This is a genomic window from Mesorhizobium sp. M7A.F.Ca.MR.362.00.0.0 (assembly GCF_004023175.1).
GTDB lineage: Bacteria > Pseudomonadota > Alphaproteobacteria > Rhizobiales > Rhizobiaceae > Mesorhizobium.
Map to the genome: position 1 here is coordinate 19,292 of NZ_RZTF01000052.1, position 3,372 is coordinate 22,663.

Annotated in this window: 4 protein-coding genes; 2 read left to right on the forward strand and 2 right to left on the reverse strand. The window is 62.4% G+C overall.

What is annotated here, in order from left to right:
• Window positions 1-369, reverse strand: a 369-nt coding sequence (locus EOC06_RS42125; RefSeq protein ID WP_245469443.1) for a LysR family transcriptional regulator, incomplete at its 3' end; no start/stop codon positions are given.
• Between the two features lie 122 nt (window positions 370-491).
• On the opposite strand from EOC06_RS42125, the gene EOC06_RS10045 reads away from it, so the two are divergent.
• Both EOC06_RS10045 and EOC06_RS10050 read left to right on the forward strand, forming a co-directional pair.
• Entirely contained in the window at window positions 492-1,643 is a 1,152-nt protein-coding gene (locus tag EOC06_RS10045; RefSeq protein ID WP_127268621.1) for a gamma-butyrobetaine dioxygenase, read from the forward strand.
• Window positions 1,640-2,230 (forward strand): HD domain-containing protein, encoded by a 591-nt coding sequence (locus EOC06_RS10050; protein WP_127268622.1) that lies wholly within the window; start codon window positions 1,640-1,642, stop codon window positions 2,228-2,230. Before EOC06_RS10045 ends, EOC06_RS10050 begins: the two co-directional genes overlap by 4 nt.
• A gap of 74 nt (window positions 2,231-2,304) precedes the next feature.
• Here the strand turns inward: EOC06_RS10050 and EOC06_RS42130 are convergent.
• Window positions 2,305-3,372 (reverse strand): NAD(P)-binding domain-containing protein (locus tag EOC06_RS42130; RefSeq protein WP_245469444.1); only part of this gene is annotated, 1,068 nt, incomplete at its 5' end.

The window sequence follows — 3,372 nt, forward strand, 5'->3', positions numbered from 1 at the left end:
CAGTGCCTTGGCGAGATCTGGCAGCGCCGGAACCAGCATGAGCAAGGCAAAGGAGATCGGCGCCCGGATGGTCACGGTCTGGACGGCACGCGGCTCGAACAGTTCCGCGGTGCTGTTGCCTATGGTGGCGAAGGCCGACTGGATGTGAGGCAAGTAGGCCGCACCCTCCGGCGACAGTGCAACGCCCCGCGCCAGCCGCGAAAACAAACGTGTCTTGAGCCGCTCCTCGAGAAACCGGATGTGCTGGCTGACGGCTGCCTGGGTGAGACCGAGTTCGGCTGCCGCCGCGGTGAAATTCGACAGCCGCGCCGCAGCCTCGAAACTGCGCAGCCAGTCGAGCGGTGGCACGGGTGTATTTGTACGAGCCATTAGTATTCTGTGGTCATTGGCTAAAAAATGATAATTTGAGTTATGCCTGTCGCGCGATCAACATGCAATCGAAACCCTGCGGATCAGGCTGCGGGGGACGCAATGAACAGGAACGGATCTCCATGCTCACCCACGCGCTGATCGGCGACGAAGGCAGAACAATCGACCTTGGCTGGCAGGACGGGTCGCGCAGCCGTTTTCACGCCATGTGGCTGCGCGACAATGCGCTGGACGACAAGACGCGCAGCGCCGGCAATGGTCAACGGCTCATCACCATTCTCGACATTCCCGCCAACACCAGGATCGGCGCCGCGTCGATCAAAGGGGGCGCCCTGGAAGTCAGCTTCGTGCCCGAGCAGAAGACGGTCAGCTTTCCCGCGGCATGGCTGAGCGCCAATGCCTATGATCGTGACGCAGGCCGCCAGCCGGGCTGGACAGGCGAGGCCACCGTGCGATGGACCAAGGCCTCGATGCAGAATTCGGTACCGCGCGCCGGCTATGTTGCGGCCAGCCGCGATCGTGCTGTGCTGGGGCAATGGCTGTCGGCGGTGAAAACCTATGGCTTCGCGGTGATGGACGATCTGCCGACCGAATCCGGGGCGCTGTGCAAAGTATCCGATCTGTTCGGCTACATCAGGGAGACCAATTACGGGCGCTGGTTCGAAGTGCGCGCCGAGGTCAATCCGAACAATCTCGCCTACACGAATCTCGGCCTCCAGGCACACACCGACAACCCCTATCGCGACCCTGTGCCGACGCTGCAGATCCTGTCCTGCATCGAGAATACGGTTGAGGGCGGCGAGTCCAGTGTCGTCGATGGGTTTGCCGTCGCGGCTGCGCTGCAGGCTGAGAACCCGGAAGGCTTCCGGCTGCTGAGCTCATGCCCGGCGCGCTTCGAATATGCCGGCTCTTCCGGCGTGCGGCTGCAGGCGAAGCGGCCGATGATCGAGCTCGGGCCCGATGGCGAGCTGATTTGCATCCGCTTCAACAACCGCTCCCTGGCGCCGACGGTCGACGTGCCGTTCAGCGATATGGAAGCGTACTACGCCGCCTATCGCCGGTTCGCGGAACTGATCGAGGATCCATCCTTCGAGGTGACGTTCAAGCTCGAAGCGGGGCAGGCGTTCATCGTCGACAACACCCGCGTCATGCATGCCCGCAAGGCGTTTTCCGGTACCGGTAAGCGCTGGCTGCAGGGCTGTTACGCAGACAAGGACGGTCTGCTGTCGACGCTCGCGGCGATCGAGCATGGGTTCAAGGAGGCGGCGGAATGAGCGGCCAGGATTTGAACGCGGACACCATCGTCGAGTTCATCGCCGACATCTTCGAGCGCCGGGGTGCCGAATCCTATCTCGGCGAACCCGTCACCATGTCGGAGCACATGCTGCAGGGCGCCTGGTTCGCCGAGCAGGACGGCGCGCCGGACGAGCTGGTGGCGGCGGCGCTGCTGCACGACATCGGCCACTACACCAGCGAGTTCGGCACCTATTCGCCCGAGGATGTCGAGGACAAGCATCATGACGAGGCCGGTGGCGAGGTGCTGGCGCCGTTCTTTCCGCCGGTCATCGTCGAATGCGTCAGGCTGCATGTCGCGGCCAAGCGCTATCTCTGCGCCACCGACCCGACCTATTTCGGCAGGCTGTCGCAGGCCTCGGTGCATACGCTGTCGCTGCAGGGCGGGCCGATGAGCGCCGATGAAGTGGCCGAGTTCCGCAAGAACCCGTTCCACGAGGAAGCGGTCCGGGTCCGCATCTGGGACGAGAGCGGCAAGATCGCCAACATGAAGACACGGGCGTTTCGCGATTACGTGCCGCTGCTGCAGCGGGTGGTGACGCAGTTCGCCGCGGGTAAGCCCGCGTAATTGCCTCAGGGAAGGAGGCAGGGTGCGAGCCGTGCCTCCTTCATTTCTTCCGGCTTCGCCGGAATGGCGCTTGCCTATCCCTTGTGGTGCACCTGCTGCAGGCCGTAGACCGGCGTCGCCAAGCCGGCCTGTCTGGCTTTCAACTGCAGCGCCAGGAACTGCGAATAGTGTCGTGATTGGTGCAGATTGCCGCCGTGGAACCACAGCGCCTCCTGTTGCGTCGGCTTCCACATGTTGCGCAGCTCACCTTCCCAGGGGCCGGGATCCTTGGTGGTGTTCGAGCCGAGGCCCCAGCATTTGCCGACCTTGTCCGCGGTCTCGCGCGATATCAGATCGGCGGCCCAGCCGTTCATCGAGCCGTAGCCGGTGGCGTAGACGATGAGGTCCGCAGGCAGTTCCGACCCGTCGCTGAGCAGAACCGAGTGCTGCTTGATCTCTTCGACGTCGACGCCGCTCTTCAGCTTGATCGAACCATCGATAACCAGCTGCGAGGCGCCAACATCGATGTAATAGCCAGAGCCGCGCCTTAGGTACTTCATGAACAGGCCGGACTCGTCGTCGCCCCAGTCGAGCATGAAACCGGCCTTTTCCAGTCCCTTGTAGAACGCCGCATCGCGTTTCTTCATCTCGGCATAGGCCGGGATCTGGAACTCGTGCAGGATCTTGTAAGGCAGCGAAGCGAAGATGAGATCGGCCTTGGCGGTGGTGATGCCATTCTGCAGCGCCTGCTCCGAATAGAGCGAACCCAGTCCGATTTCCATCAACGTGTCGGACCTGGAGATATGGGTACTCGAGCGCTGCACCATGGTCACGTCGGCACCAGCTTCCCAAAGTGCGGCAGCGATGTCATGGGCGGAATTGTTGGATCCGATGACAACGGCCTTTTTGCCGGCATAGGCGTCGGGACCCGGATGCTTCGACGAGTGGTGCTGGTCACCCTTGAAGGTTTCCATGCCCTTGAATTTCGGCAGATTGGCCTTGCCGGACTGTCCGGTCGCCAGCACCAGCTGCTTGGGCTTCAGCGTAATGTCCCTGCCGTCGCGGTGGACGACAACCGTCCATTCCTTGGTCTTGTCGTCATAGGAGGCGCTTTTGGCCTCGGTCGAGGACCAGTAATTCAGCTCCATCACCTTGGTGTACAT